The organism is Gordonia sp. GN26, assembly GCF_054823965.1.
Genome location: NZ_JSYC01000100.1, coordinates 1 through 23,243, shown reverse-complemented (window position 1 = coordinate 23,243; position 23,243 = coordinate 1). Strand labels below are relative to the sequence as shown.

The following is a 23,243-nucleotide window of genomic DNA, read 5'->3' as shown; positions in this document are numbered from 1 at the left end:
ACCGGCGCGTTCGCACGCACCTCAGGGAGCACCAAGCCGCGGCGCTCAACCCCCGACTAGGCTCGGACCCGTGAGTGTGCGCGCAGGCATCGTGGTGACCGGAACCGAGGTACTGACCGGGCGGATCACCGACCAGAACGGACCGTGGGTATCCGAGCAGCTGCTTTCGCTCGGCGTCGACGTCGCCCACATCACCATCTGCGGGGATCGACCCGCCGACCTCACCGCGCAGCTGCGCTTCCTCGCCGACCAGCAGGTCGATCTCATCGTCACCAGCGGCGGCCTCGGTCCCACCGCCGACGACCTGACCGTGGCGACGGTCGCCGAGTTCTGCAATCGCGACCTGCAACTCGACCCTGCTCTCGAGGAGCACATCGCCGGCATCATCCGACGCTGGCGACCCGACACCGTCGACCTCGACTACGGCCCGACCCGCATCGGCATCCGCAAGCAGGCCCACGTCCCCGCCGGTGCCGCTGCGATACCGCCCACCGGTACGGCGCCGGGCGTCGCCATCCCCGCCTCCCCCGGGGAACAGCCCCTGCCGGCGATCCTCGTCCTGCCCGGCCCTCCCGGGGAGCTCCGGGCCATGTGGCCGACCGCGATCGCCTCACCCGCCATCGCCGAGGTGGTGTCCCGGGCCGACGACCTCAAGCAGGAGACCATCCGCGCGTACGGCCTGCACGAAGCCGAGCTCGCCGAGACCCTGCGCCGCGCGGAAGAAGCGATCCCCGACTTCGACGCTCTCGAGATCACCACCTGCCTGCGACGCGGCGAACTCGACATGGTCACCCGGTTCGCCGCCGCCGACGCCGCCACCTACGGCCGGTTGTCGGACTTCCTCGTCGAACACCATGGGCGGCAGATCTTCTCGACCGACGGTTCGACCATCGAAGACCAGCTCATCGCGACGCTCGACGGTCGACTCATCGCCACCGCGGAGTCCTGCACCGGCGGGCTGATCGCGGCACGACTGACCGACCGCCCCGGCTCCTCCGCCTACGTCATGGGTGGCGTCGTCTCGTACTCCAACGACGCGAAGTCCGACCTCATCGACGTCCCCGCCGAACTGATCGCCTCACACGGCGCGGTCAGCGAGGAGGTGGCCGCGGCGATGGCCGAGGGAGCCCTACGCCACCTCAAGTCCGACGTCGCGGTGTCGACCACCGGGATCGCCGGCCCCGACGGCGGCACCGAGGACAAGCCGGTGGGGACCGTCTGCTTCGGCGTCGCGATCAAGGGCCGTCCCACCTACACGGTCACGCGTCGCTTCCCCGGTGACCGGGAACGGGTTCGCTCCCTCACCACCACCGCCGCGTTGCATCTGGTTGTCGCACAGCTCAAGCGAGACCCCGCCGCCGGTTGACCTCGATACGCGGCGGCCTCGCTGCGCGCGGGCGACGCTACTCGGCCGGCAGCGTGCCGCTGGTTGAGTGGCGAGGAGCTTGCGACGAGCCCATCCCCCGCTGGTTGAGTGGCGAGGAGCCTGCGACGAGCCGTATCGAAACCTACAGCGGCCCCGTCGGCAACTGCCGGCGGACGAGCTTGCCCGTGGGGTTGCGCGGCAACTCGTCGACGAACACCACGTCGCGCGGCACCTTGTACCGGGCCAGATGTGCCTTCACGTGCGCCTTGATGTCCTCGGGCGACGGGTTGGCGTGCGGGGCGGCGACGATGAAGGCGCGCAATCGCTTTCCGAACTCGTCGTCGTCGACCCCGATCACCGCGACGTCGTCGATGTCGGGGTGTTCGGCGAGCAGGTTCTCCACCTCGAGAGGGTAGACGTTCTCTCCGCCGGAGACGATCATGTCGTCGTCGCGGCCATCGATGTGCAGCAGTCCGTGCTCGTCGAAGCGCGCCATGTCACCGGTGGACATGTAACCGTCGATGATTTCTTTGTTGCGTCCATCGGTGTATCCCTCGAAGGGCGCTCCGTTGCGGACGAAAAGCCTTCCGCGGACGTTGGTTCCGGTGATCCGGCGACCCTCGGCGTCGAACAGGGCGAGTCGGCTGGTGACCGGCGGCCGACCCACCGTGCCCGGGGCGAGCCGCAGTTCCTTCGGTTGCGCCACCGACGCGATCGCCACCTCGGTCGACCCGTAGAGGTTGTAGAGGACGTCACCGAAGGTGTCCTGGACGGCCTCCGAAAGTGTGGGCGACAGAGCCGATCCCGCGATCACGATGATCCGCAGCGCGGACGTGTCGTACTTCTTGATGACGTCGGGTCCGAGAGCGACCATGCGGTGGAGCATTGTCGGCACCGCGACCAGCACCTCCGCTTTGTGCTCGGCCAGCGCGGCCAGCGTCTTCTCCGGGTCGAACCGCCGCATGACGACGGCCTTGTTCCCGAGAGCAGCGCCCACACCCCAGAGCGCGAAGCCGGTGGAGTGGAAGATGGGCGAGACGATCACCATCGCGCCCCGCTGCGGGAACGGAATCCGGTCGAGAAGCAGTGCGCTGGAGAACGGCGACAACTTGGAACGTTGCGCGCCCTTGGGCAGACCGGTGGTGCCGCTCGTCAGGATCACGAGTCCGGCCCACTCGTCCGGCTCCGCGGGCGTGGACGTGTCCCCGCCGGCGACGATGTCGTCGAGGGTACGGACCCCCTCGGGGACAGGCCGCTCACCATCGACCCAGGTCACGATCCGTAGCGTCTCGGGAGGGAGGGCGTCGGCGAGGTCGGTGAACTCCTCGTCGTAGAGCATCGCGACGATCTTCTCGCGTTCGGCGACCTCGACGAACTGGGTCTTGCCGAACCCGGTGTTCATCATGGCCAGCCGCACACCGGCCTTCCCTGCAGCGCTCATCGTCGTGAGCAGTCCTCGATGGTCGCGTGCGATCACGCCGATCACCGAGCCTCGCTTGACCCCGGATGCGAGCAGATGGTTGGCCAGTGCGTTCGCGTTCGCATTGATCTCGCCGTAGGTCAGTTCGCCGCGTTCGTCGGCGACCGCACCCGCTTCCGGGTACTCGTCCGCCCCGTGCGCCACCACCGAGGCACAGGGCCCGATGATCTTCGCGCGCTTGACCGTGGTGAGCAGCTCTTTGGGTCGCGTGGGGTCCAGCAGACCCGAACGCTTGAGGACCTTGAATGCGCCGACGGCGTCCTGCACCTGTTCGACGGCAGTTCCGACCGCACCGGTCACCGAGACCATGTCCACCCACCTTCCGCGGCCGGAGCCGCCAGTCCGCGCCCTCGGGGTCGGCTCGACGGTGACGCGACGTTGGTCACGGACGTCACCATGGCCGATGCAGGTGCCAGAGTAGGACGGCACCCGGCAGGGCATGTCCGGTTCACCGAAATCGGCACGGCGTCAACCCGTCCCGGGACGCAGCCGGGGAACCCCGCGGCGACGACCGGCATCGGGCCATCAACCAGTTCACTGATTCGTTGCGCTTCCGCGACAACTCTGACAACATCTGTCTTCAGATCAAAGGTGGGGGAACATGTTCAGTTTTCGACGGATGACGACGATCGTCACCGCTGCGGTGGTGTGCGCCATGACGGTGTCGACGAGTCTCTCGGGGGCGGGCACAGCCGAGGCCGCGCCGTCGAAGAAATACCCGGTGTCCTGGGACTTCCGGTCCGCGATTCCGAACGTGCTCAACCAGACGCTGGACGCGAACTGGTCTCCTCCGGGCGCCAACGACCCCTCGTGCAAGCTGACGAAGGAACGCCCCAACCCGGTGATCCTGCTGAACGCCACCGCCACCACCCAGTGGGCCTACAGTGCCGGCGCCCCGTACCTCGCCAATCGCGGGTACTGCGTCTACACGTTCAACTACGGCAACATCACGCCGATCCCGAGCTTCCCCATCCAGGGCCTCGGCGACATCGAGCGGTCGGCCCGCGAGGTCTCACGCAACATCGACCAGATCATGCGCCGCACCGGGGCGAAGAAGGTCGATCTGGTCGGCTGGTCGCAGGGTGGTGGCCTGTTGCCGCACTACTACATCGACTTCCTCGGCGGCGACAAGAAGGTCGACAAGGTCATCGGCATCGCGCCCGGCAACCACGGTTCGACGGGTGACATGCTCACCTACGTCCGGTATTTCATCCCGCCGTTCGGGCCGGTCGGCTACGACATCTTCAAGGCCCTGTTCCCCGCCTTTGCGCAGCAGGCACAGTATTCGGACCTCGTCCGCAAGGTCTATGGCAACGGCGACACCAAGCCGGGACCGCACTACACGACGATCGTCACCAAGTACGACGAGATCGCGACCCCGTTCACCAACGGCTTCCTCGAGGGTGACAACGTCACGAACATCCTTCTGCAGGACGACTGCCCCGTGGACCTGTCCGAACATCTGTCGATCGCCTTCAGCGAGCGCGCCTGGCGCCACGTGCGGAACGCGTTGACCCCCGCCGAGGCCACCCGCGTACCCTGCTTCCAGGTCGACCCTTTCTACCCCGGAATGAGTGAAGGCCGATGACAGCAGACCCGGTCCCCGACGCGTCCGTCGACAACTCCGAGATCACGCCTCTCGGACCGGATTCCGTCGCCTGGAAGGTCTTCGGTGACCTCACATTCGTCCTCGGCGCGCCTCGCCGGCTCCTCATCGACGTCGCCCACCCCGTGGTGGCGACCGGAGTGCGCGAGTTCTCCGTCTTCGAGACCGACCCGTACGGGCGCGCCGAACGCACACTCGACATGATCATGGGTGTCGTCTACGGCCGGGACGACGCTCTCGACATGGCACGCCGGCTGCGCGAACGCCACCGCGACATCAAGGGCCAGAATCCCGACGGCTCCCGCTGGAGTTCGCTCAATCCCGAAGCGTTCCACTGGGTTCACGCGAGTCTGGTGCACGGGATCTACACCCAGCAAAAGGAACTCGGCCGCGGGTGGAAGCCCGGCGAGGTCGAGCAGTTCTACCTCGAGATGCGACGCGTCGGGCGCATGTACGGCGTCCGCGACCAGGACATGCCGGAGAGCTGGGACGCATTCTGCACCTGGTTCGACGAGATGACCCGCACCCGACTCGAGCGCTCGGACATGACGGAGCGGGTCTTCGCCGTGGTCAGGTCTCCGAAGCCGCCGCCACACATCCCGGTCCTGCGCCACGCGCTCATCTGGAACACCACGGTTCGTCCGGTGGCCGGGTTGGTGCTGGGCACTGTCACCGCGGGGCTCCTCACGCCGGAGTTGCGCGAGCTTCTCGACATCGACTGGGGCGTCGGACGTCGCTTCCTCTTCCGCCTGATCTCGCTGCAGTCGAGGCTGATCATCCCGCGGCTGCCCAGGGCCGTCCGCATGGTCCCCCACGCTCGCGCGGCGTACCGCTAGGTTTCCATACGGCTCGTCGCCATCTCCTCGCCTACTCGACCAGCGGGCCCTCTGCCGGCCGAGTGCGCCGACCGGCGAAGCGAGGCCGCCGCGTATCGAGGTCACGCCACCGCGCCCCCGCACGCCGAAGCATGCGGGGGCACAGTTGTTTCCGTTGTCAGAAGGCGCGCAGGTTCTCCCGCAGGGTCGAGCCGGTGTACTCCTCGCGGATGAGTCCGCGGCGGCGCAGTTCCGGTGCCAGGCCGTCGGAGATCATCGCCAGGTTCATGCGGGTGGTGGGCAGATAGAACAGGAAACCGTCGCCGCCCGCCTCTTCCATGATCTCGCCCATCTTGTCCGCGATGGTCGACGGTGAACCGACGAGGCCCATGTCCTTGACCTGGAAGCTGCTCGCGACGACCTCACGCAGCGTCTCGTCCTCGCGGCCCTCGAACAGACCGGCGATGGAGGTGTATTCGCCGTTCTGCTTGGACAGGTCGATGTCGCTGACCCTGGTGTCGGGGTCGATGGCGCCGAAGTCGATGCGCCCGCCCGAGGTGTAGGACATGTTCCACAGGTTGTACTCGATGGCCTTGTCCGTCTTGCGGAATGCCTGTGCCGCTTCGTAGGCGGCATGGGCTTCGGCGTCGGTGGCCGCGATCGTCGGGGTCGCGATGAAGAGGACCTTGATGTGGTCGGGGTTGCGTCCGGCGGCGGCCGCGCGGGCACGGATGTCCTCACGGTAGGCCTTGGCGGCGGCGGCGTCCTTGACGATGGCGATCTGGGTGTCGTCGTAGTTGGCGGCGAGCACACGGCCCGGCTCCGAGCTACCGGCCGAGCACACCGGCACCTCGCGCTGCGGACCGGGGATGGTGTTCAGCGGGCCGCGGCACTTGAAGAACTTGCCCACGAACTCGATCGGGTTGACCTTCGTGTGGTCGGCGTAGACACCGGAGTAGGGATCGGCGATGACCGCACCGTCCTCCCACGAGTTCTGCAGCGCCTTGACGACATCGATCCACTCCATGGCCATCTCGTAGCGCTCGTCGTGCTCGAGGTGCCGTTCGTAGCCGAAGTTCTGGGCGACGCGGTCGGTGACGCTGGTGACCACGTTCATGCCCACGCGACCCTCGGTGAGGTGGTCCAGGGTGGTGAACGCACGGGCGGCGAGGAACGGCGGGTACTGGATGGTCGACACGGTCGGGATGATGCCGATGTGCTTGGTCTGCTGGGTCATCAGCGGAACCAGCGGCAGCGGGTCGTTCTTGGGGGCCATGAATCCGCGACGCAGCGAGGTCTCGGCGGAGTTGTTGTAGGAGTCCTCGACCATCGAGGTGTCCTCGATGAGGATGTAGTCGAAGCCGGCGCGTTCGAGGCTCTTGGCCATGTCGACGTGGATGTCTGGCTTCATCCAGTCCAGGTGGTTGGTGCCGGTCCACGGACCGTCACCGTTCGTCGGGCTCCAGGGGTGAATGCCGAAGCCGTCTCCGAGGAACCAACCCATGTGGAACATTGCGATCTCCTGTCGTGAGAAATGGTGGTGAGATGTGCTGCCGCCGACCGGGATGGCCGGCGAGTCGTGGGGCTAGGCCGCTGCTTCCACGGCCTGGTAGGCGCCGACCAGCGTCTGCGTGTAGTCGTTCGACGGCGCCTCGAGGATCGACATCGTCTCGCCTGATTCGACGACCTTGCCGCGGTTCATCACCAGCAGGTCGTCGGTGATGAACGCGGTGGCCGGCAGTCCGTGCGAGATGAAGACCAGTCCGAGCGAGTGCGTCTTCACGTAGTCCTTGAGAAGGTTGAGGACCACGGCCTGCGCGGACACGTCGAGCGCACTGACCGCCTCGTCGCAGACGAGGATGTCCGGACCGACGACGAGAGCGCGCGCGATCGAAAGGCGTTGCCGCTGACCGCCGGAAAGCTGGTGCGGGTATCGCTCGACGAGTTCGGGTGCGATGCCGAGTTCGGCGACGATCGCATCCACGGCGGCGTCGGCTGCCTTCTCGTCGAGTCCGCCGAGGATCTGCGCCGGGCGTCGGATCGCCTCGCGGACGATCCGACGGGGATCGAACGTCGTGGTGGTGTCCTGGGCCACGAGCTGCACCTTGCGGCGGTACTCGAGACGACCCGGACGACGTTCGAGCAGCCGGGAGAGGTCGCGGCCGTCGACCAGCACCTGCCCCGAGGTCGGGGCGGTGAGTCCGACGATCATCTTGCCGAGAGTCGACTTACCCGAGCCGCTTTCGCCGACGATGCCGGTCGCGCGACCACTCTCCAACTTGGTGGTCACCCCGCCGACTGCGGTCACCTTGCGCCCGTACTTCTTGTGCACGTCGATGACCTCGATGATCGTGCTCATGCTGCGGCCTCCTCTCTCATGACCGTGTCCAGGGTCGGAAGACGGTCCAGCTGAGCGGAACCCAGCGTCGGCATGCACTCGAGCAGTCCGCGGGTGTAGGGGTGGGTCGCGTGATCGAGGTTCACGGCGGCGATGGTCTCCACGACGCTGCCGGCCTGCATGACGAGCACCTTGTCGGCGAAGCGTCGTGCGAGAGCGATGTCGTGGGTGATGAAGACCAGCGACGCACCGTTCTCGATCGTGAGGCCGGTCATGAGCTCCATGACCGACACCGCCAGGGATGCGTCGAGAGCACTTGTCGGCTCGTCGGCGATGAGCAGCTCCGGCTCGGACGCCAGCGCGATCGCCATCATCACGCGCTGACGCATGCCGCCAGACAGCTGACCGGGCACCGATGACATCACCCGGCTCGGCTCGACGATGCCGACCTGCTCCAGGCGGGCCTCTGCGACCGCGGCACGCTCCCTGCGGGAGCCGTACCTGCTCTTCGGCAGGACCGCCGTGAGCTGACTGCCCACCGACCAGATCGGATCGAGAGAGCTCATCGCGTCCTGGAAGATCATCGAGATCCCCTCGCGTCGAGCAGGGATCCGCTGAGCCTTCTCCGCCAGCAGTGAACGGCCCGACAGCGACAGCGTCGCCGCCGACACCTCCCCCACACCCGGCGGGATGAAGCCGCCGAGTGCGTTGGCGATGCTCGATTTCCCCGAGCCCGACTCGCCGACGATCGCGACCCGCTCGCGCCGGCCGATCGTGAACGAGGTCGGGTGGACCTTTTCCACCCCGCCGTAACGGATCGTCAGATCGGTCACCTCGAGGACCGGGGCAACGGTGCCCGTCACATCCCCTTGGGTCACCGCGACCTGGTCAGTGAGCGTGGTCATGGCTTGAGCTCCGAGTAGTCGATCACGCTGTCGGTGCGGAAGACGTAACCCTCGACACCGTTGGCAAAAGCGTTGAGCGGCTGCACGTATCCGATGTAGACGGTCGGCATCTGGTCCTGCAGGATGCGTTCAGCCTTGTTCCAATCACCCCATGCAGCCGGGGTGAGCGGCTCGCCGGAGGCATTGCCCGCGGCGATGGCGCTGTTCAGCGGGGCGTAGTCGAAGTCCGGCCAGTTGATCGGCGATCCCGGGGTGTAGAAGAGGGACAGCACGTACGGCGGGGACTGCACGACCGCGTAGTCACGGCCCATCGATGCCTGGAACGTCTTGTTGGCCAGCCCCTCCTGGAACACCGCCGAGTTCACCTCGTTGAGGGTGACCTCGAATCCCGCAGCGCGGGCAGCGGTCTGGATCTGAACGGCCGTCTCCTTGAGATCGGGCACCGCGTTGTTCACGGTCAGCTCGAACTTCACCGGGGTGGTGATGCCCGCGTTGCGCAGGATCTCCAGCGACTTCGCCGGGTCGGTCGTGTTGCTCTTCAGACCGCTGCCGTTGTAGTCCGGCAGCGTGTCGTTGAGGATCGACGAGATCGGACCCAGCCGGCCCTTGTAGACGTCCTTCATGATCGCGTCGTAGGGAACCGCGTAGGAGAACGCGCGGCGGATCTCGACGTTGTCGAACGGGGCCTTGGTGGTGGTCAGCGGAACGTAGACGTAGGCGTTGCTGGGCACCGTGAAGATCTGGGCGGCGTTCGCGTCGCGCAGGGCGACCTGGTCGGCGGGACGCAGCTGGGTGGCGACCGATGCGTCGCCGCTCTTGACGAGGTTGGAGCGCTGGCCGGCGTCGGCGACGACGCGCTGGACGACCCGTTTCACCTCGGGCTCGCCGAGGGCGTATCCGGGATTGGCCTCATAGACCATCTGCTGGCCGGGGGTGTAGCTGGTCAGTTTGTACGCACCGAAGCCGAAGTCCGCGTTGGTCTTCGAGTACTCGACACCGTACGGATCGTCCGGGGTGGCGTTCGCCTCCAGCACCTCGGAGTCGTAGATGGCGTACGGGGTGTTCGCCAGCAGCGACAGCAGTGTGAAACCGTGCGACGGATCGGTGATGGAGATGGTGACGGTGGCGTCGTCGACCTTCTTCACCTGGTCGGTCGAGGTGATCACGGGAGCACTGACGAACGACACGATGCTGGTGTCGACCTCGAACTTACGCTTGAACGAGAAGATCACGTCGTCGGCGTCGAGCGCGTTGCCTGCGGCACTCTTGGCCTCGGTGTTGAGGTGGAAGGTGTAGGTCTTGCCGTCCGGGCTGACCTCATAGCTCTTGGCCAGCACGGGCTCGAACTTGAAGAGTTCCTGGTGTGCCGAGAGGCCGTCGGAACCTGCGACGTACGGGTTGCGGATGAGGGTGGCGCCGGTGTTCACGAAGAACTCCGCGGCCTCGTAGCCGGTTGCGCTCGTCTCGTAGCTGAAGCTCGGAGGTTGGGCCGCGGTCACGATGACCACGCCGCCCTCGGCGGAGTTGTTCGACGACCCGCCACCACACGCGCTGAGTGTCAGTGCGGCGGCGAGGGCGAGCGCGGTTCCGCTCACCAGTGTGGACAGTCTTTTCATGGTTATCGGGTGCTCCGTTCTGGGAAGGAATTGCGAGAGAGACTGTTACGTGCGGGTGGTCAGAACCGTCGGCGGCGGGAGACGAAGGTGGTGACCCGGGAGGCCGCCCACACCGAGTAGGCGAGGGCGAGGACCGGGAACAGGGCGGGCCACCAGCGTCCGACCGCTGCGTCCGCGGCCCCGTCGGCGAGCATGTTGCCCCACTCCGCGGTCGGGAGCGGAATGCCGACGCCGAGGAAGCCCAGGCCGGCGCAGAAGATGATCCCCATTCCGAAGATCGCCGAGGCGTTCTCGAGGACGGGTGCACACGAGTTCGGGATCACGTGGCGGGTGAGGATTCGGAACTCCGATTCGCCACTCATCCGCGCCGCGGTCACGAAACCGTCGTTTCGCGTCCGCAGCACCTCGGTGCGCATCAGCCGGCCCTGGAACGGCATGAGCACCAGTGCGAGCGCCAGCGCGATGACCACCGAGTTGCGTCCGAAGAAGGAGACGATGACCAGGCCACCGATCATGACCGGCATCGCCTGGACCAGGTCGATGGTGCGCCCGAGCGTCGCCGCGATCGCACCGAGAAGTCCGCCCCTGGAGCCGTACATGCCGGCGATCGCACCGATGGCGAGGCCGACGGCCGTGGCCAGGACCGTCACGCCGATCGCGATGAGGATGTCGAGGCGGAAGGCGGTGAGCGTCCGTGAGAGCACGTCGAATCCGTTGGAGTCGGTGCCGAACCAGTGTTCGCCCGACGGCGCGGTCGAGGGGGTCCCGACCACCTCGGTCGCCGACTGCGGAGCCAGCATCGGCCCGAAGACCGCGAGGAGGAGCAGAAGTGCGAACGGGATGAGGGCGGCGTAGTCGCGGATGCCGGCAGACCTATCCGAATTCTTCGGCTGGGCCGGGGTTTCCGTCGTGGAGAGGGGCGCCATGACCATGTGTCAGACCTCCTGGTTGCGCGAGTCGCGTCGACGGGAGTCGAGAAGGCCGGTGGCCACCTCGGTGAGGAAGTAGACGATCAGACAGAGTGCGGCGATGACGACCAGGAAAGACCGGAGGGCGAACACATCCGACGAGCGGACCGCATCGACCGCGTACTGACCCAGACCGCCGAGGCCGAACAGCGATTCGAGGACCACCGCGCCGCCGAGGAGCAGACCGAAGATCATTCCGAGCATCGCGACCGCCGACGGCAGCGCCCTGCGGTAGATGCTCAGGATGACGACGCGCCGAGGGGCGCCCGAGGCGATTCGGAAACGCGTAGCCGGGCTGTCGATCTCGGCGTCGAGTGCCAACACCAGTGACTTCACCAGGATTGCCGAGTGTGCCACGGTCATCACCGCCACCGGCAGGATCAGGTGAGCGATGTAGGAGTTGGCCGCTGCCGTGTCCCCCGCGATGAGAGCGTCGAGGACCGGGAATCCGGTGACCTCGGTCGGCGGCATGAGGATCGGATCGAGGCGTCCGGACGGGGCCGGGACCCAGGCCAGCGTGGCGAAGAAGATGAACAGGAACAGGATTCCGACGACGTACTCGGGGATCGCACCGGCCGAACTCGCGTAGGAGCGAAGCACTTTGGAGAAGCGATTGGTCGGCCGGGTGACGATCAGGTAGGACATCGGCAGGCTGACCAGGCAAGCGAAGAACAGGCCTGCGCCGATCAGCTCCAGGGTCGCGGGCACCCGGGTGGCCATGTCCTCGGCCACCGGTCGGCCGGTGGCGATCGAGTCGCCGAGGTCCAGGCTGAACAGCGAGGTCAGATATGCCCAGAACTGGGAGACCAGAGATCCGTTGAGTCCGTATGACTCTCGTGCCTGTTCGAGTGCGGCACCGGACAGGCGGCCACCCGAGGCGGACACCAGCGGGTCGCCGGGGATCAGCTGGACCAGAAAGAAGGCGACGACGACGAAGATCAGGAAGTTGACGATGCCGCGGCCGGCCGCACGTCCGATCCACGCCCACTCGGAAAGTCGTGCCTGCACCGCTCCGGCGGCGGACCCCTTCGTCCCGGTACCGCCACCACCGGCGGTCGTCGTCGCACGTCGTGCATCGACGGCGCCCGGGCCGAGAATGCTTGGTTCGACACTGATATCGACGGTCACTCGATCCCTCCCATCTAGGTCTCGATCTGTTTGCTCGATCTGTTGGGCCTGATCCTCTGGCGGATTTGTTTCGAATCCCGCGTCCTGGCGTGACTGATCAATTGCGCGGGTTCACATTCGCGGCATGCAACCCGTAGACGCAGGTCAAGAGGCCGTTCGACATCGATGCGTCCGTTTTTGCGCCGAATGTGACGCGCGCAACTTGCACTGACCGATGCACGCAAGGGTCCTTAGACTCTGTGTGCATCGGCACTTCATCCCCCGCAGGTCGACGCCTACCGGGCGACCGCGCAGTTCGAGATCGGAAGTAATGCCCATGACGACGCCACCCCCACTCCACCCCCGCGCGCGCGGCGGTTCCGCGCGCGGGCGCCAGGTGTCCTCTCGCCGCGTCCGCGACCTCATCCTCGCCTCGATTCGCAACGGCACCATCGACATCGACGCGCAGTTGGTGGAGGAAGATCTCATGATCATGTTCAACTCGAGCCGCGGCTCCGTGCGCGCGGCACTGAACGAGTTGAGCGAGACCGGCGTCGTGATCCGGCGCCCACGGGTCGGCACGCGCGTCAATCGCCGGGACCTCGGTGTCGCACTGGACGACATCTCCGCCACCGGTGGCGAACTGGTGCACATCCAGGTGACCGATCAATGCATCGTGCCGACCTTCCCGCTCATCCGCGCGCGCTTGAAGATCGACGACGACGTCGTACGCCTCGTCGAGAACTCCTTCATCGCCCACGACGAGATCATCGGGATGCGCAGCGCCTACTTCTCTCCACGATTCAATGCCGACCCCAATGACCTTCGGGACAAACCGATGTCGATGGCACGGACACTTGCGGAGTTCTTCGGGGTCGCACCGGGCGGCGCCTCGGTCTCCATCGGCGCCGAACGAGCCGACGAACGAACCGCACGCCTGCTCGACGTCCGGCCCGGCGAGACGCTGTTGTCCCGGGAGATCCTCTACACCACCGCCGACGGCACCCCGGTGGAGATCGTCTTCGACCGCTTCCGCGCGGACCGGATCCGGTTCGAATCGCAGATCGACCACTCCGATGTGACCTGGTGTCCCGATCCCGAGCCGATTCCGGTGGCGGAAGATTCATTGCGCACCAACGGGATAGCACAGGGTCAGCGCCCCGACGAGATCGGCCGTCCTCGCGCAATCTGAGTGAAATAATCGGTTGACCATTCGGCAATGTCGCCCGCGCACTCTGCAGGAGAACGCATCTCGCGACATTCGAAGGGGAGCATCGTGATCGTTTCCGTTGTGGCAGGCAACCCGAAGCCTGCATCGAGGACACTGACGGCGGCCGGCCTGTTGGCGTCGACCCTCACCGGCAAGGAACCCGACCACGTCGTCGACGTGGTCGACCTGGGTGCCGGCCTGCTCGGCTGGGGTGACTCCGCCGTCGCGTCCGCCGTGGAGACCGTGGCCGGCAGCGACCTCGTCGTCTTCGCCTCACCGACCTTCAAGGCCACCTACACGGGCCTCCTGAAGCTCTTCCTCGACCAGTTCTCCACGAGTGACGGCCTCCAGGACGTCACCGCCATCCCGTTGATGCTCGGCGCCGGCCCCGCCCATTACATGGCCCCCGACCTGCTGCTCAAGCCTGTCCTCGTAGAACTCGGCGCGACCGTTCCCGCCGCCGGCCTGTACGTCGTCGACAAGCTCTACGACGACACCGAGGCCTTCCAGCCCTGGATCGATCGCTGGGGTTCGATCGTGCTCGCCTCGGCCACCGCAACCGTGTCGGCGGGTGACCGATGACCACGTCCGTCACCCCCACCACCGATCTGGACAGCACCGAACTGCGAAAGGCGTTCGGCGCCTTCCCGACCGGCGTCGTCGCGCTGGCCGGGATGTCCGGTGCCGAACCGACCGTCATCGTCGCCTCGTCCTTCGCCGTCGGCGTCTCCCAGGAACCACCGCTGGTGATGTTCGCCGTGCAGCAGAGTTCGACCACCTGGCCGATCCTGCGCGACCTCCCCAGTCTGGGCGTCTCGGTGCTGGGCGAGAGCCACACCGAGGTGATCCGCCAGCTGTCCTCCAAGGACAAGACCCAGCGCTTCGCCGGTGTCGCGACGACCGTGTTGTCCAGCGGGGCCCTGCTCCTCGACGACGCCCCGGTCCACTTCGAGTGCGCCATCGAGAGTTCGCACACCGCCGGCGATCACGAGATCGTCGTGCTGCGGGTGACCGGACTGGCCAACGATCATTCGAAGCAGCCGATCGTGTTCCACCGCTCGGCATTCGCTCGGCTCAGCGCCTGAGTCGACCGGGTCCGCGGCGGACGACACCGCCTCGGACCCGGCACTCGCCGCACGTCATTTCGTGGCCTCGGCCGTCGATGATCCGTGTGTACCCTGTTGAGGCACTCCTCGACGAAAGACACCACGATGAACAGTCCGGTCACCCCCGAAGCAGACAACGCCGTCCACGAGATCGCCGGACGGTACGGACTGTCCCGCGATGCGGTGTTGGCGATGCTCCTCGCGGTGAACGCCGGCGGCGGGACCATGGCGCAGTTCAACATTCCCGAGCTCGGCGGCTCCGGTCAGTGGATGCGCGGCGGGATGACGATGGTCGGCGACATGTTCGACAACTCGCTCAAGTCCCGGGTCGATTCGCTGTGCAACGAGCTCGCGAATGTCCTGGCCACCACGTCGATCTTCCCGCCGGCGCCGCAGCAACAGCCGGGCGCCGGATTCGTCACCGCGGGAACCTGGTGGCCGGCGGACCTCGGTGTGCCCAGCTCCACCGGTGGCCAGAACGACGTCCGGTACGCCGTCTTCCCGGCCACGCGTCGTCTGGCCATCCAGGTCGCCGGAGTCACGCGGATCTTCGACACCGCGGACCACCAGATCGGTGGCGTTCAGCAACAGCAGGGCTCCGGATACGGGTCGGTGAGCTTCTCCAGCCAGTACGGCACCTTCGACGTGTCGAGCCTCGTCGAACTCGGACCGCAACAGGTCGCCGAGACCCCGGTCGCCGCACCGGCACAGACTCCCGCACCCGCCGATGCCCCGGCACCTCAGACGCCCGCCCAGGATGCCTCAGCCATCGTCGCGGCGATAGAGTCGCTGGCCGACCTCCACCAGCGTGGAATCCTGACCGACGAGGAGTTCGCGTCGAAGAAGGCGGAACTGCTCGGCCGACTCTGATCCGGAATCCGGGTCCGCACCGCCCGTTCAGCCCACGGTCGTGAGTGTCGTGGCCAGCGCCGATTCCAATGCCGTGCAAAACCAATCGACATCGGCGTCGGAGAACACGAGCGGCGGGCGGATCTTGAGCACGTTGCCGTGCTCGCCACAGACCGAGATGAGCACGTGGGCGTCCCGCATGGCCTCGACGATCGCGCGAGCACGTTGCCGATCGGGGGCACCGTCGTCGGTCACGATCTCCACCCCGATGTACAGGCCGGTGCCCCGGATGTCGTCGACGGCAGCATGATCGGCCGCCACGCCGGCGATTCCCTCGCGCAGACGGGCGCCGATCCGCAGCGCATGCGCGGGTAGCTCATCGCTCTCGATGACGTCCAGCACCGCGGCCGCAGCCGCCATCGACACCGGGTTGCCCCCGAAGGTGTTGAAGTAGGGCTGCGACGTCGCGAATCGCTCGAGGACCGCCGACCGGACAGCCATCGCGGACACCGGCAGACCGTTGCCCATGGGTTTGCCCATCGTGACGATGTCGGGCCGCACCCCGTGCCGTTCGAAGCCCCACATGGCCTCGCCGGTCCGGCCGAAACCCGGCTGGACCTCGTCGGCGATGAACACCGCCCCTCGCTCGCGGACCGCCGCGACCGCGGGTGCGAGGGTCTCTCGATCGGCGAAGACACCGTCCGAGGAGAAGATCGTGTCGACGATGAGGCAACTGACGCCGAATCCCGCCGACTGCAACTCATCAGCGGCCCGGCGTACGTGATCGGCGAACGCCTCTGCCGTCGAACCGGGCTGACGCGAGTCGGGCGGCGGCACGGTGCGGACGTGGGGTCCGAGCACCGCCGGTCCGCCGTTCGACGGCGAGATCGCGGTCACCGCCTGGGTGTTACCGTGGTACGCCTCGGTCGTCACGATCACCCCGGTCGCCCCGGTGTGCATCGCCGCGACCCGCAGCGCCAGATCGTTGGCCTCGGAACCGGTGCACGCGTACATCACCTGATCGATGTCCGGGCCGAGGGTGCCGAGCAGGCGGCCGGAGTAATCGACGATCCCGTCGTGGAGATAGCGGGTGTGGGTGTTGATCGACGTCATCTGCCGCATCACGGCGTCGACGACGTGCGGGTGACAGTGTCCGACGCTCGCCACGTTGTTGTAGGCGTCGAGGTAGCGGACGCCGTCGGCGTCGAAGAGGTGACTTCCCTCGCCGCGCACGAGGTGGACCGGTTTGCGGTAGAACAACCGGTACGCCGGTCCGAGCATCCGTTCGCGGGCTTCGATGAGTCCGTCACCGTGCCGCCCCACCGAGCCACCGGTGTAGCTGTTGGAATCCATGATGTTGGAGAAGCTCACGTGGGGTCTTCCTGGGAGTAGTGATGATCCGGTTCGATCCGGCGAGCATTTGGTCTGCTCGACGGGGTCCACTTCCGGGTACAGCTGCGCACAGCCGACTGGTTCCGGCCCGGGTCGTCCTCATTCCTACGCCGTATTCCGCTGGTAGGCAACATATCCACCAGCGGACCGCACCCGATTGTTTCCACCGCGTTTCGGCCGACCCGTGATCGCTACGGCCGCGTTAAACATCGCCTTTTGGTCTGCTCCCGGTCCGGTTTCCGGGTGACACTGTTCCGGTGCCCGGACTACCCCCAGACCATCGCGCATTCGCGGAGAAGGCGTTGCCCCTCTACGGCTTCGACCCGTCCGCGACGCTGCGCCTGCTGAGTCTGTCGGAGAACGCCACCTATCTCGCCGAAGACCACACCCGCCGGCTCGTTGTGCGGGTGCACCGTCCCGGTTATCACTCGGTCGAGGCCATCCGCTCCGAACTGCGGTGGATGGCCGCACTGGGAGCCGAGACGCCCGTGTCCACTCCCACCCCGGTCGCCGCAGTCGACGGCGCCGAGGTCGTCGAGGTGACCGTGCACGGCCGCACGCTGCTCGTCGATGCCGTCACGGTCGTGCCCGGGTGCACCGCCGAAGAGGCCTCTGACGTAGTCGATTTCGCGACGATCGGTGCGATCACCGCACACCTGCACGAGCACAGTTCCAGATGGTCGGCACCTGCCGACTTCGTCCGGTTCACCTGGGACGTCGAGACCATGCTCGGTCCGGAGGCCAGGTGGGGGCAATGGCGCGAAGCGCCCGGACTGTCCCCCGAGGACTGTGCGGACATCGACCGCGCGGTCCGGGTCATCACCGATCGGCTCACCGAATTCGGCAGCGGGCCCGATCGATTCGGCCTCGTCCACGCCGACCTACGACTGGCCAACCTGATGGTCGATCCGCACGCGGACCTCCCGGCGATCACGGTCATCGACTTCGACGACTGCGGATGGTCTTGGCACCTCGCCGATCTCGGGTCGGCGGTCTCCTGGGTCGAGCACGAACCCGGGACCGAGGACCTGATCGATGCCTGGCTGCGCGGGTACACCACGGTCCGACCGCTGCCGGACGACCATCTCGCGATGATCCCGACCTTCGTGCTGCTGCGCCGCATCCACCTGACCGCGTGGGTGGCATCCCACTCCGACGCCGACGCCGTCTTGGGCATCGCCGACGACTTCGTCTCCGGCACTGCATCTCTCGCACGCCGCTACCTTGACGACCCGTCGTGGTTGCAACGGGTCATCACGCGGACATCCGCAGCCTGACGCCTGACGTTCACCGCCCCACCATGCACATCAGAGGAGCACCATGACCATGTTCAGCCTGGCCGACCGATCGGTGATCGTGACCGGCGGCACCAAGGGGATCGGACGCGGAATCGCCGGGGTGTTCGCGCGGGCGGGCGCCGACGTCGCGATCGCCGCGCGCTCGGCAGCCGAAATGGACTCGGCGATCGCCGAACTCGACACCCTGGGCGACGGCAAGATCATCGGTGTCCTGACCGATGTCAGCGACCAGGCATCGTGCAACGAGATGGCAAGGAACGTCCAGGAGACCTTCGGCTCGATCGACGTCGTCTGCGCGAACGCCGGCATCTTCCCCGAGGCGTCGCTGGCGACGATGACCGACGGTCAACTGAGCAAGGTTCTCGACGTGAACGTGAAGGGCACGGTGTTCACCGTGCAGGCCTGCCTGCCCGCACTCGCCGAGTCGGGTAGCGGCCGGGTCATCATCACCTCGTCGATCACCGGGCCGATCACCGGCTTCCCGAACTGGTCGCACTACGGCGCGTCGAAGGCCGCCCAACTGGGGTTCATGCGCACGGCCGCAATCGAACTCGCCGGCCAGGGGATCACCGTCAACGCGATCATGCCCGGAAACGTCCTGACCGAGGGGCTCGTCGAGATGGGCGAGGACTACATCGCGGGAATGACCCGGGCCATCCCGATGAAGGCCCTCGGCACCCCCGAGGACATCGGTCATCTCGCCGCATTCCTCGCCACCCGGGAGGCCGGTTACATCACCGGACAGGCAATCGCCGTCGACGGCGGCCAGGTGCTTCCCGAGTCACCGGACGCGATCCCGGCCTGACGGCGTCGCGACGCCCCGGTCATGCGTGAGACCACCGGCGGACCGGTCGCCGAGGATGTCCGGCGACGCATCCTCGCGATGCTCGCCCAGGGCACGCTGGCACCCGGCGCCCGTCTCGGCACCGAACGCGACATGGCCGAGATGTTCTCGGTGTCGAGATCGACGCTGCGCAGCGCACTGCTCCCCCTCAGCCGAGCGGGCGTCCTGGAACGCCGAACCGGCCGCGGCGGAGGCACGTTCATCCGGGCCGACGTCGTCGAACGGCAAGCCGCCGAGTCGTCCGGACTCCCCCAGTTGCTGGCGGAGTCCGGTCATGCCAGCGCGACGCGGGTGGTCGGGGTGGAACGTCGGCCGGCAACTCCGATCGAGGCTCGCGCTCTCGAGATCACCGACACTGCAGAGGTGTTCGCGATTCGACGGGTCCGCCTCGCTGACAGCGCGCCGCTGTCGGTGGACCTGGCCTGCTTTCCCGTCGACCTGGTGCCCGACCTGCCGGCACACCCGCTGGACGGATCGCTCTACGAACTACTGCGCGCGAGCTACGGACTCAACGCCGCCGAGACCACGGAGACCATCGAGGTCGGAACCGCCAGCGGCCGCGAGGCCGCCTGGCTCGAGATCGGCATCCGAAGTCCGCTTCTCGTCATCACCCGGGTCTCGCGCGACGAGGCCGGCATCCCGTTCGAGTACTCCTTCGACCTCTTCCGGGCGGACCGCGTGCGTCTGATGTCCACATCGACGGTGGCCCGCGAGGTCAAGGGAAGCTAGTTCGCGCGCGACCCCACGGAGAAGTCACCGGTGTGGCCGGCGTCGAACCCGCTGCCCGATGCGGTGCCCAGCAGGTGTCCGAGGCGCTGCCGCTTGGCGTCGAGGTAGCGGACGTTGGCCGGCATCACGCCCACGATCAGCGGGACGCGCTGGGTGACCTCGATCCCGCAGTCGGTCAGCCCTCGGACCTTGTCGGGGTTGTTGGTCATGACGCGCGCCCGGTCGATCCCGAGGTCGGTGAGGATCGCTGCGGCGGCGCCGTATTCACGTCCGTCGACCGGTTCGTCGAGTTCGAGGTTGGCCTCGACGGTGTCGAGCCCCTGGTCTTGCAACCGGTAGGCGGCCAACTTCTTGAGCAGCCCGATTCCCCGGCCCTCGTGGCCGCGCAGGTAGACCACGATCCCGCCGTCGTAGCTGATGCGTTCGATCGCCGCGTCGAGTTGCGGTCCACACTCGCACCGCTGCGACGAGAACGCCTCTCCGGTCAGGCATTCGGAGTGGACCCGTACCAGCGGGGCACGTTGGTCGAGGCCGTTCCCGGACATCCCGGTGCTCACGAGCGCGATGTGTTCGGCGCCGGTCTCGGTGTCGCGATAGCCGATCGCGCGGAGTTCACCGGTCGGGGTCGGCAGGACAGTCTCCGCGCCGCGGCGCACCCGGGGTGCCACCGACCAGCGGTCCGCGTCGTGAATGCGGCGGTAGTTGACCAGCTCCTCGATGGTCAGCACCGGAAGGCCCATGCGCGAGCCCATCGCGGCGACCTGCGGGTACCGCATCATCGATCCGTCGTCGGCGACGAGTTCGGCGATCACGCCGACCGGCGCGACGTCGGCGAGCGTGCACAGGTCGACGGCCGCCTCGGTGTGCCCGGGACGTTCGAGAACCCCACCCGGCCGGGCACGGAGGGGTAGAACGTGCCCGGGCCGGGTGAAGTCCCGGGGGCCGGATGCGGCACCGGCCAGCATGCGGAGCGTGAGCGCGCGGTCGGCGGCGGAGATGCCCGTCGTGACCCCTTCGGCCGCGTCGACGGTCACCGTGTACGCGGTCGCCTTGGGGTCCTCGTTGTGGGTGACCATCGACGGCAGTTCGAGCATGTCGGCACGCTCGCCGGTCATCGGGGCGCACAGCAGGCCGGAGGTGTTGCGCACGGTCCAGGCGGTCCACTCGGTGTTTACCCGGTCGGCAGCCAGGATGACATCGCCCTCGTTCTCGCGGTCGGCAGCGTCGGTCACCAGAACCGGGCGGCCCGCGCGCAGGGCATCGATGGCGTTCTCGATGGCGTTCATCAGATCTCCTCGGCGTCGACGAAGAATGGTCGTCGTGGTCTCCCACGACCTGTACGCCATTCGACACCGCCTCCGTGTCGCACCGGATACCCGCCGGTGGCTGCTTGATTTCGCCGGTCGGCGAGCCTGTTTGCGCAGGTGAACCAGCACCCAACAGGGAAATCCGCCACATGGGCGGACGCAATCCGGACATTCCGCCGCTCCAGGCGTACGGATGACCGACCCCGTCGGTCGTTTCGGCATACTGTTCGATGACCGACGCTCATCGAGCATGCAGCCCCTCACCGAACCCGGAGGTTCCCGTGGCCAGTGGTCTCGTCGCTCTGCTCGACGACATCGCGACACTCACCCGTGCCGCCGCCGCGTCACTCGACGACATCGGCGCCGCGGCCGGCAAGGCGAGCGTGAAGGCTGCGGGCGTCGTCGTCGACGACACCGCGGTGACACCTCGCTACGTCGACGGGTTCACCCCCGACCGTGAGCTGCCGATCGTCCGCAAGATCGCGATCGGCTCGATCTGCAACAAGCTGCTGATCATCCTGCCCGTCGCGATGATCCTCAGTCAGTTCCTGCCGCAGGCCCTGCCGTATCTGTTGATCGCCGGCGGTCTGTTCCTCTCCTATGAAGGCGCGGAGAAGGTCTACGAGGCGATCACCGGCGGTCATCACGAGGAGGATTCCGGTTCCCGGAAGGGCGACCCCGAGTTCGAGAAGCACATGGTCAGCGGCGCGATCCGCACCGACCTCATCCTCTCGGCCGAGATCATGGTGATCTCGCTGTCCTCGGTCGAGAACGAGCCGTTCTGGACCCGACTGTTCGTCCTCATCGTCGTCGCCTTTCTCATCACTGCGCTCGTCTACGGCGTGGTCGCGATCATCGTGAAGATGGACGACGTCGGCCTCGCGCTCGCACAACGGGAGTCGACGTTCAGTCAGAAGATCGGCCGCGGGCTGGTCACCGCGATGCCCAAGATCATGTCGACCCTGACCGTGGTCGGCATCGCCGCGATGCTGTGGGTCGGCGGGCACATCCTCATCGTCAACGTGGGTGAGGCAGGCTTCCACTGGCCCGCCGATCAGCTCCACCACGTCGAGCACTGGTTCGGCGAACTGGTGCACGGCGGCTTCGGCGGCGTCCTGTCCTGGACGGCCGGTACCGTCCTGTCCGCGGTCGTCGGCCTGCTCGTCGGCGCGATCCTCGTCGCGATCCTGCACTTCATCCCGAAGCGGAAGAAGAAGGACGACGCCCCGACTGCCGCTGGTTGAGTAGGCGCGGAGCCTGCGACGAGCCGTATCGAAACCACCTGCCCGTCCCAGCTGAAAAGCACCCCCGAAATACGCCCTCAGCAGCGGCGCCGACGACACCATGTCAACGGCGGTCCTCTGCCGGGTCTGTTTCGGGGGCCGTTTCCAGGGGTGGTTTTCAGGGGCGTTCTTCCGGGCGTTTTCCCGGCGGGGCCACCCCCGGTGACCATTCCGCCCGACGCACCGGGCACCCTCGGAAGTCGTGAGCACATGGGAACTGTTCGCCGTCCTGCTGGCCGGCGTGGGCGCGGGCGCGATCAACGCGGTCGTCGGTAGCGGCACCCTGATCACGTTCCCGACGCTGGTCGCATTCGGCGTCCCACCGGTGAGCGCCACCATCTCCAACGCCATCGGCCTCGTCGCCGGCGGAGTGTCCGGGACCTGGGGTTACCGTCGCGAACTCGAGGGACAGTGGCCGCAGTTGCGGTGGCAGATGCCGGCGTCGTTCGTGGGCGCAATCGTCGGCTGCTGGCTGTTGCTCCATCTGCCGGAGACGGTGTTCGAAGCGGTCGTGCCGGTCCTGCTGGTGGCCGCCCTGATCCTCGTGGTGACGCAACCATGGATCCAGAAGTGGGTCGGCCGCCGGTCGACCGCACCGACCAACCTCGGGACGCCACGCCTAACCCCACCTCGCATCGCCGCGATGATCGCCGGCACGTTCGCGGTCGGCATCTACGGCGGCTACTTCACCGCCGCCCAGGGGATCATGCTCATGGCGGTTCTCGGCATCGTGGTCCCCGACCATCTGCAACGGATGAACGCCGCGAAGAACCTGCTGTCGCTGGTGGTGAACGTGGTCGCCGCCGTGACCTACACGCTGGTCGCCTTCGACCGGATCAACTGGTCGGCCGCCGCACTCATCGCCGTCGGCTCGCTCCTCGGCGGTGCCCTCGGTGCTCGATACGGACGACGACTCTCACCCCGCGCGCTCCGCGGGGTGATCGTCGTCGTCGGTCTGATCGGGTTGTGGCGGCTGCTGGCCTGATCACCGGTCCTGGTTTCGATACGGCTCGTCGCAAGCTCC

Annotated in this window: 21 protein-coding genes; 12 read left to right on the top strand and 9 right to left on the bottom strand. The window is 67.1% G+C overall.

Annotated elements, in window-relative coordinates; genetic code table 11:
* The first annotated feature begins 70 nt into the window (after positions 1–70).
* Positions 71–1,366: a competence/damage-inducible protein A gene (locus tag OK17_RS18205; RefSeq protein WP_461418293.1), complete on the top strand. Its 1,296-nt coding sequence runs from the start codon at positions 71–73 to the stop codon at positions 1,364–1,366.
* Between the two features lie 142 nt (positions 1,367–1,508).
* Here the strand turns inward: OK17_RS18205 and OK17_RS18200 are convergent, their stop codons facing one another.
* The gene (locus OK17_RS18200) at positions 1,509–3,155 is read right to left on the bottom strand and encodes an acyl-CoA synthetase (protein WP_232716899.1); all 1,647 of its coding nucleotides are present in this window, start codon (positions 3,153–3,155) and stop codon (positions 1,509–1,511) included.
* Positions 3,156–3,447: 292 nt separating this feature from the next.
* Between OK17_RS18200 and OK17_RS18195 the strand changes: the two genes are divergently transcribed.
* Positions 3,448–4,434: an esterase/lipase family protein gene (locus OK17_RS18195; protein WP_232716898.1), complete on the top strand. Its 987-nt coding sequence runs from the start codon at positions 3,448–3,450 to the stop codon at positions 4,432–4,434.
* On the top strand, positions 4,431–5,288 hold the full coding sequence (locus OK17_RS18190; RefSeq protein WP_461418292.1) for an oxygenase MpaB family protein: 858 nt from the start codon (positions 4,431–4,433) through the stop codon (positions 5,286–5,288). Before OK17_RS18195 ends, OK17_RS18190 begins: the two co-directional genes overlap by 4 nt.
* Before the next feature lie 157 nt (positions 5,289–5,445).
* Here the strand turns inward: OK17_RS18190 and OK17_RS18185 are convergent, their stop codons facing one another.
* The 6 genes from OK17_RS18185 to OK17_RS18160 all read right to left on the bottom strand — a co-directional run bounded on the left by OK17_RS18185 (position 5,446) and on the right by OK17_RS18160 (position 12,222).
* Positions 5,446–6,780 carry an NtaA/DmoA family FMN-dependent monooxygenase gene (locus OK17_RS18185; RefSeq protein ID WP_232716896.1) on the bottom strand — a complete coding sequence of 445 codons (1,335 nt, stop codon included), beginning with the start codon at positions 6,778–6,780 and terminating at the stop codon, positions 5,446–5,448.
* A gap of 72 nt (positions 6,781–6,852) precedes the next feature.
* Complete coding sequence (locus tag OK17_RS18180; protein WP_232716895.1) at positions 6,853–7,626, bottom strand: ABC transporter ATP-binding protein; 774 nt, start codon at positions 7,624–7,626, stop codon at positions 6,853–6,855.
* The gene (locus OK17_RS18175) at positions 7,623–8,510 is read right to left on the bottom strand and encodes an ABC transporter ATP-binding protein (protein ID WP_232716894.1); all 888 of its coding nucleotides are present in this window, start codon (positions 8,508–8,510) and stop codon (positions 7,623–7,625) included. The genes OK17_RS18180 and OK17_RS18175 overlap by 4 nt, the downstream gene beginning before the upstream one ends.
* Positions 8,507–10,126 (bottom strand): ABC transporter substrate-binding protein, encoded by a 1,620-nt coding sequence (locus OK17_RS18170; protein ID WP_269784824.1) that lies wholly within the window; start codon positions 10,124–10,126, stop codon positions 8,507–8,509. The genes OK17_RS18175 and OK17_RS18170 overlap by 4 nt, the downstream gene beginning before the upstream one ends.
* A 59-nt stretch (positions 10,127–10,185) precedes the next feature.
* Complete coding sequence (locus OK17_RS18165) at positions 10,186–11,058, bottom strand: ABC transporter permease (protein WP_232716892.1); 873 nt, start codon at positions 11,056–11,058, stop codon at positions 10,186–10,188.
* A 3-nt stretch (positions 11,059–11,061) separates the two neighbouring features.
* On the bottom strand, positions 11,062–12,222 hold the full coding sequence (locus OK17_RS18160; RefSeq protein ID WP_461418290.1) for an ABC transporter permease: 1,161 nt from the start codon (positions 12,220–12,222) through the stop codon (positions 11,062–11,064).
* A gap of 316 nt (positions 12,223–12,538) precedes the next feature.
* Here OK17_RS18160 and OK17_RS18155 point away from each other — a divergent pair, with 316 nt between their 5' ends.
* From OK17_RS18155 to OK17_RS18140, 4 genes are all read left to right on the top strand, one after another.
* On the top strand, positions 12,539–13,393 hold the full coding sequence (locus tag OK17_RS18155; protein ID WP_461418288.1) for a GntR family transcriptional regulator: 855 nt from the start codon (positions 12,539–12,541) through the stop codon (positions 13,391–13,393).
* 84 nt (positions 13,394–13,477) lie between these two features.
* Entirely contained in the window at positions 13,478–13,993 is a 516-nt protein-coding gene (locus OK17_RS18150; RefSeq protein WP_232716888.1) for an NADPH-dependent FMN reductase, read from the top strand.
* On the top strand, positions 13,990–14,496 hold the full coding sequence (locus tag OK17_RS18145) for a flavin reductase family protein (RefSeq protein WP_232716887.1): 507 nt from the start codon (positions 13,990–13,992) through the stop codon (positions 14,494–14,496). Before OK17_RS18150 ends, OK17_RS18145 begins: the two co-directional genes overlap by 4 nt.
* A gap of 126 nt (positions 14,497–14,622) precedes the next feature.
* Positions 14,623–15,387: an SHOCT domain-containing protein gene (locus OK17_RS18140; protein ID WP_461418287.1), complete on the top strand. Its 765-nt coding sequence runs from the start codon at positions 14,623–14,625 to the stop codon at positions 15,385–15,387.
* A gap of 27 nt (positions 15,388–15,414) precedes the next feature.
* Here OK17_RS18140 and OK17_RS18135 read toward each other — a convergent pair whose 3' ends face one another.
* Positions 15,415–16,737, bottom strand: coding sequence for an aspartate aminotransferase family protein (locus OK17_RS18135; RefSeq protein ID WP_461418286.1), 1,323 nt, complete (start codon positions 16,735–16,737; stop codon positions 15,415–15,417).
* 278 nt (positions 16,738–17,015) lie between these two features.
* On the opposite strand from OK17_RS18135, the gene OK17_RS18130 reads away from it, so the two are divergent.
* From OK17_RS18130 to OK17_RS18120, 3 genes are read left to right on the top strand one after another with little or no spacing between them, the layout of a single operon-like run.
* The gene (locus tag OK17_RS18130) at positions 17,016–18,035 is read left to right on the top strand and encodes a phosphotransferase enzyme family protein (protein WP_461418285.1); all 1,020 of its coding nucleotides are present in this window, start codon (positions 17,016–17,018) and stop codon (positions 18,033–18,035) included.
* A gap of 49 nt (positions 18,036–18,084) precedes the next feature.
* Positions 18,085–18,861 (top strand): 3-oxoacyl-ACP reductase FabG, encoded by a 777-nt coding sequence (gene fabG, locus OK17_RS18125; RefSeq protein WP_461418294.1) that lies wholly within the window; start codon positions 18,085–18,087, stop codon positions 18,859–18,861.
* A 21-nt stretch (positions 18,862–18,882) separates the two neighbouring features.
* Positions 18,883–19,629 carry a GntR family transcriptional regulator gene (locus tag OK17_RS18120; RefSeq protein WP_232716883.1) on the top strand — a complete coding sequence of 249 codons (747 nt, stop codon included), beginning with the start codon at positions 18,883–18,885 and terminating at the stop codon, positions 19,627–19,629.
* Here OK17_RS18120 and ribB read toward each other — a convergent pair.
* Positions 19,626–20,915, bottom strand: coding sequence for a 3,4-dihydroxy-2-butanone-4-phosphate synthase (ribB, locus tag OK17_RS18115; RefSeq protein WP_232716882.1), 1,290 nt, complete (start codon positions 20,913–20,915; stop codon positions 19,626–19,628). The genes OK17_RS18120 and ribB overlap by 4 nt on opposite strands.
* Positions 20,916–21,217: 302 nt before the next feature.
* Between ribB and OK17_RS18110 the strand changes: the two genes are divergently transcribed.
* Together OK17_RS18110 and OK17_RS18105 are read left to right on the top strand one after the other, a co-directional pair.
* Complete coding sequence (locus OK17_RS18110; protein ID WP_461418284.1) at positions 21,218–22,180, top strand: DUF808 domain-containing protein; 963 nt, start codon at positions 21,218–21,220, stop codon at positions 22,178–22,180.
* Positions 22,181–22,421: 241 nt separating this feature from the next.
* Positions 22,422–23,204, top strand: coding sequence for a sulfite exporter TauE/SafE family protein (locus OK17_RS18105; protein WP_461418283.1), 783 nt, complete (start codon positions 22,422–22,424; stop codon positions 23,202–23,204).
* Positions 23,205–23,243: the final 39 nt, after the last annotated feature.